Source organism: Brevundimonas sp. (assembly GCF_023259385.1).
Classification (GTDB): domain Bacteria; phylum Pseudomonadota; class Alphaproteobacteria; order Caulobacterales; family Caulobacteraceae; genus Brevundimonas.
On sequence record NZ_JAHFPF010000263.1, the window covers coordinates 1 to 4,802 of the forward strand.

Here is a 4,802-nt window from a genome sequence, read left to right on the forward strand (position 1 = left end):
TCGGCGAGGCCCGGGCCGAGGCCGTGCGCCGCTTCCTCAGCCGTCGGGGCGTGGCCCTGAACCGCATGGCGGCCATCTCGTACGGCGAGGAATCGCCGGTGGCCTCCAACGACACCCCCGAGGGCCGCGCCCAGAACCGGCGCGTGACCATCGTCGTCCTAGCGTAAGCCGGAAGACGACGGACTTTCCCGGCGGCCGCGCGGTTGACGCCGCGCGGCCGTTCCCGTCTGTGTGTCGGCCCGCCTGTAGCCGAGTCCGACCATGACTGACGCCCTCAACCTCGCCTTCACCGACAGCCCGCTGAACCCGCTCGAGGTCGCCCTGAACGACAGTCTGGCGCCGCCCGCGGACATGGGCCTGTTCGAGGCCCTGCTGCTGGGCGAGGACCTGTTCGCCGTGCCCCAGCCGGACAGCGTCGGCGCCGGTCTTTCCGAGGGCGCCCAGATGATCAGCCCGGGGCAGGAGCTGATCCTGCGCGGCCTGCGCATGAAGGACGGCCGCGACACGGTCGCTCTTTTCACCGATCCCCAACGCGTCGCCCAGGTGTTCGGCGCCGACGCCGCCTTCATCGCCATTCAGGGTCGCCACCTGTTCGAGCTGCTCCAGGACGCGGTGATCCTGATCAACCCGGCCGGCGGTCGCGGCGTGATGATGAACCCCGACCAGATCCGGGCCATTCTGGCTCGGGCTCCGGCGCGGATGGGGTAGGGGCCGCCGGCCGGGCCTAGACCAGCCGGTATTCATAGCTGGTGGGGCTCAGGCGATCGTCCTCCAGAAGCCACGGCGAAAGAACCAGAAGCGTCCCGCCCGAGGCGGACACGCCGTCCTTCCCCAGCTTGACGCCATGCACCACGAGGAGCGCGTTCAGCGGATGGGACGCGCGATGCAGCGCCACCTCGTTCCGCGTGACCAGGATGCTCTTGGGGCCCGCGGTCGTGCCCTTGACCTCGATGACCCAGTCCTCGCCGTCGCGCTGAGCGCGAAAGTCGCAGCTGTCGGTGGATGAGACGTCGGTGAAGGCGAACCCTTCCCGCGAAAGCCATTCCTCGGCGACGCGCATCGCGCGCAGTTCGACCGCCGTCTTGGCCGCGGTGTCGAGGCCCCATCCCTGTCCGCGCTGAGGTGGTTTGAACGGCGCCGCCATCTCCTCCGCCAACTGCAGGATGTGGACGACTTCCGCACTGGAGGAGCCGGGCGTGATCCCCGCCTCGTCGGCGCGATAGAGTTTGGCCAGCGCGCCGGAAAACAGAACGAGATCGCCGACCAGCGCCTCGTCGGCGGGTATCGATCCGTCGGCGTAGAATTTCGAGAACAGGGCCGTTCGTTCGTAGGCCGCCGCCAGATGCTGCCGGCCCAGAACGACGCCGGCCTGCACCGCCTCGTCGTGGGCCAGGTCGTTCCTCACGACGGAGCGTCCCCAATCGACCAGCTCAGCGGCTTCGCCTCGGCCCAGGCTTTTGAACTGTCGGCCTTCCCCGGTCGTCGATCCGTGGATCAGGCACAGGGAGACGCCGGCGCCGTCCGGATGGAAGAGATAGCTGATGGACCAGCCCTTGGTCGGGGCCGGCGCCATTCTCCTGGAATAGAGCCTGACCCACGGGATGACGGCCTTGCGACCCGAGCCGTCGCTGCCCCGGACTTCCAGATCGTCCCCGTAGCGTCCCAACACCCGCGCGATTTCAAGACGCCACTCGTTGATCTCCAGCCGCAGGGCGTCGCGAACCAACTCACCCCTCAGCGCCATGGCCGGCGTGCCGACCGACGAATGTTCGTGCTGGAGCGAGATGATGGATTGCAGGATCGACGAGAGTGACATGCGCCTTTGCGCGCCTCCCCCGCGCCCTCGGCGGGTTCCTATCTCAGGTAGGAAGCAAACCTATCCGCCTACTCTAGGTTAGGCATGGCGCGAGGGGGGACAGCAACAGGTTTTAGTCGGCCTGAGGTGTCTTCACCGCCCTAACGCTTCCTGAACCGCGTCGCCTCGGCCGCCATCTTCGATCCCCAGTCGTCGCCGCGGTCGTCCGGGCCCGGCTCGGGCTGGAAGGGCAGTTCGCCGGCGACGCCGCGCATGGCCAGCGCCAGCGGCAGGGTCCAGTGGGCCAGCATGCGCAGGGGTTTTCGCTTGCCGTCGGTCACGTCCCAGCCCTCGGCCTCGAAGGCGTCGGTCAGGTCGAAGCCGGTGAGGCGCTCGATACCGTCCCAGTCGGCGGGCAGGGCCACGGCCTCCGCCTCGTCCGGGGTCAGGCCGAAGGCGGCCTTCGCCGCCTCGGCGATCTCGGGAAACTCGTCGCGCGTCTCGGGGTCGGCGAGGCGCGGCTTCATCAGCGCCTTCATCTCCAAGGCGTCGAGGCCCGGCAGGTCGATCAGGCGGCGCAGGGGAGCTTGGGTCATGGGCGCGGTGTAGCGTGTCGGGCTCAAGGACGACAGAGGAGGCGACAGCGGCGGCGAAGAGGTGGAGGATGGGCTCCCCTTCGCCGAGATCATTTCATGCCCGCTTCCGACGCCGCCAAGCCGCCCCGCCTCGCCGTGCTGATCGACGCCGAGAACGCCTCGGCCCGGATCGCCGAGGCCCTGTTCACCGAGATCGCCACCCTGGGCGAGGCCTCGGCGCGGCGCATCTACGGCGACTTCTCCAGCGCTCAGCTGGCCGGATGGACGCGGGTCCTGGCCCGCTTCGCCATCCAGCCGCAGCAGAATTTCGCCAACACCAAGGGCAAGAACTCCGGCGACATCGCCCTGGTGATCGACGGCATGGACCTGCTGCATTCGGGCCGGTTCGACGGCTTCTGCCTGGTCTCCTCGGACGCCGACTTCACCCGGCTGGCGTCGCGGATCCGCGAGGAGGGGGTCGATGTCTACGGCTTCGGCGAACAGAAGACGCCCGAGAGCTTCCGGCAGGCCTGCACCCGCTTCATCTACACCGAGAACTTGAGCGCCCCCGCCGCCGAGGAGGGGACGGTCGCCGCACCGGCGGGCAAGGCGCCGGCCGCGCCGGCGGTGCGCCGCAAGCCGTCCGAGGCCGCGCGCCTGATCGCCTCGGTCATCGCCGACATGGACGAAGACGGCGACGGCTGGGTGACGGTCGGCGGCATCGGCAACCGGCTGCGCAACGCCTATCCCGACTTCGATCAGCGGTCCTACGGCCACGCCAAGCTGTCGGACCTGATCCGCGCCACCGGCCGCTTCGATGTGGAGACCGGCCAGGGCGGCGCGATGCGGGTGCGCGACAAGGCCTAGAAGCGGACGACGGTCCGCACGGCCTTGCCCGCGTGCAGGTCGTCAAAGGCGGCGTTGATGTCCTCAAGCGCGACGACGCCGGTCAGCAGCCGGTCGACCGGCAGACGGCCCTCGCGGAACAGGGCGATGTAGCGGGGGATGTCGCGCGACGGGATGGCCGTGCCGATATAGCTGCCCTTCAGGGTCCGCTCCTCGGCGACCAGATTGACGACGTTGACCGCCAGCGCCGCCTCGGGCGGGGGCAGGCCGGCGGTGACCGTGGTCCCGCCCCGGCGGGTCATCTTCCACGCCGCCTCCAGAGCCCGGACCGAGCCGGCCATTTCCAGGACCACGTCAGCGCCGCCGCCGGTCAGGGCGCGCACCTGTTCGACGGCGTCGGCGTCCGCGGCGTTGACGGTGAGGACGGGGCCGAGGGAGCGGGCCAGCGCCAGCTTGTCCTCGGACAGGTCCACGGCCACGACGGGGCTGGCGCCGCTGGCCAATGCGCCCAGCACCGACGCCAGGCCGACGCCGCCCAGGCCGACCACGGCCACCGACTGCCCGGCCTTGACCTGCGCGGTGTTCACGACGGCCCCGACCCCGGTCAGGACGGCGCAGCCGAACAGGGCGGCGTGCTCGAACGGCAGGTCGGCCGGGACCTTGACCAGCGACCGGCGCGAGACGACCGCGCGGTCTGCGAATGCGGAGCAGCCGAGGTGATGGTGCAGGTCGCCCTCGGGGCCGTGCAGGCGGACGCCGCCGCCCAGCAGTTCGCCCTTGCCGTTGGCCGCCGCGCCGGGCTCGCACAGGGCCGGGCGGCCGCCGGCGCAGGGCTGGCAATGGCCGCAGCTGGGCATGAAGACCATGACCACATGGTCGCCGGGCCGCAGGTCGTCGACGCCGGGGCCGACCGCCTCGACCACGCCGGCCGCCTCATGGCCCAGCGCCATCGGCATGGGGCGGGGCCGGTCGCCGTTGATGACGCTGAGGTCCGAGTGGCACAGGCCCGCCGCCCGGACCGCCACGAGGACCTCCCCGGCGCCCGGCGGGTCCAGGGTGACGGTCTCGATCGCCAGCGGACGGCTGTCGGCATAGGGGCGGGCGGCGCCCATGGCGCGAAGGACGGCGGCGCGGGTCTGGATCGGCGGGCTCATGGGACTGACGCTAGGCGCTTGACGCGGCGTCCGCCAAGCCCGAGCGTCGGTATCTGAAGTCGGCGCCGACCGGCTCCGAGGGACGAACGACCACACAGTGCGGCGCACTTATCCTGCGCTCAAACAGCGAGGCGCCGCGCGCCGAGCGGTAGCGCACCTAAAAGAGGGAAGGGACTTAATGACCGGGACCATCGAACGCACGAAGCGCGGCGACTACCGCCGCTTCCAGCAGATCTCGACGCGCTGGATGGACAACGACGTCTACGGCCACGTGAACAATGTGGTCTATTATTCGTGGTTCGACACGGCGGTGAACCGGCTGCTGGTGGTCAACGGTGTGCTGGACATCCACGAGGGCACGACCATCGGCCTGGTGGTCGAGACGGGCTGCCGGTATTTCTCGCCGACGGCCTTCCCGGACGAGATCGAGGC

The 4,802-nt window shown here is 70.2% G+C and carries 7 protein-coding genes; 4 read left to right on the forward strand and 3 right to left on the reverse strand.

Translation table 11 applies throughout. From position 1 onward, the window contains the following. Both Q0C81_RS16160 and Q0C81_RS16165 read left to right on the forward strand, forming a co-directional pair. Nucleotides 1-167: OmpA family protein (locus tag Q0C81_RS16160; RefSeq protein ID WP_291840285.1), on the forward strand; the 167-nt coding region annotated here is incomplete at its 5' end. A 94-nt stretch (nucleotides 168-261) separates the two neighbouring features. Continuing rightward, a complete protein-coding gene (locus tag Q0C81_RS16165) occupies nucleotides 262-708 on the forward strand; it encodes an SseB family protein (RefSeq protein WP_291840265.1) in 447 nt (148 codons plus the stop codon). A gap of 16 nt (nucleotides 709-724) precedes the next feature. Here the strand turns inward: Q0C81_RS16165 and Q0C81_RS16170 are convergent, their stop codons facing one another. Beyond that, the gene (locus Q0C81_RS16170) at nucleotides 725-1,816 is read right to left on the reverse strand and encodes a DUF3578 domain-containing protein (RefSeq protein WP_291840268.1); all 1,092 of its coding nucleotides are present in this window, start codon (nucleotides 1,814-1,816) and stop codon (nucleotides 725-727) included. Nucleotides 1,817-1,956: 140 nt separating this feature from the next. Beyond that, a complete protein-coding gene (locus Q0C81_RS16175) occupies nucleotides 1,957-2,391 on the reverse strand; it encodes a hypothetical protein (protein ID WP_291840271.1) in 435 nt (144 codons plus the stop codon). Nucleotides 2,392-2,487: 96 nt separating this feature from the next. On the opposite strand from Q0C81_RS16175, the gene Q0C81_RS16180 reads away from it, so the two are divergent. Next, on the forward strand, nucleotides 2,488-3,237 hold the full coding sequence (locus Q0C81_RS16180) for an NYN domain-containing protein (RefSeq protein ID WP_291840274.1): 750 nt from the start codon (nucleotides 2,488-2,490) through the stop codon (nucleotides 3,235-3,237). Here the strand turns inward: Q0C81_RS16180 and Q0C81_RS16185 are convergent. After that, nucleotides 3,234-4,370: a zinc-dependent alcohol dehydrogenase family protein gene (locus Q0C81_RS16185; protein ID WP_291840277.1), complete on the reverse strand. Its 1,137-nt coding sequence runs from the start codon at nucleotides 4,368-4,370 to the stop codon at nucleotides 3,234-3,236. The two genes, Q0C81_RS16180 and Q0C81_RS16185, sit on opposite strands and share 4 nt — an antisense overlap. A 178-nt stretch (nucleotides 4,371-4,548) precedes the next feature. On the opposite strand from Q0C81_RS16185, the gene Q0C81_RS16190 reads away from it, so the two are divergent. Then, nucleotides 4,549-4,802, forward strand: a 254-nt coding sequence (locus tag Q0C81_RS16190; RefSeq protein ID WP_291840281.1) for a thioesterase family protein, incomplete at its 3' end; no start/stop codon positions are given.

What these genes read in the sequence shown, in the direction of transcription:
- Q0C81_RS16170 (WP_291840268.1), bottom strand. Translation starts at nt 1,816, where the DNA reads ATGTCACTCTCGTCGATCCTGCAATCCATCATCTCGCTCCAGCACGAA.
- Q0C81_RS16175 (WP_291840271.1), bottom strand. Translation starts at nt 2,391, where the DNA reads ATGACCCAAGCTCCCCTGCGCCGCCTGATCGACCTGCCGGGCCTCGAC.
- Q0C81_RS16185 (WP_291840277.1), bottom strand. Translation starts at nt 4,370, where the DNA reads ATGAGCCCGCCGATCCAGACCCGCGCCGCCGTCCTTCGCGCCATGGGC.
- Q0C81_RS16180 (WP_291840274.1), top strand. Translation starts at nt 2,488, where the DNA reads ATGCCCGCTTCCGACGCCGCCAAGCCGCCCCGCCTCGCCGTGCTGATC.
- Q0C81_RS16165 (WP_291840265.1), top strand. Translation starts at nt 262, where the DNA reads ATGACTGACGCCCTCAACCTCGCCTTCACCGACAGCCCGCTGAACCCG.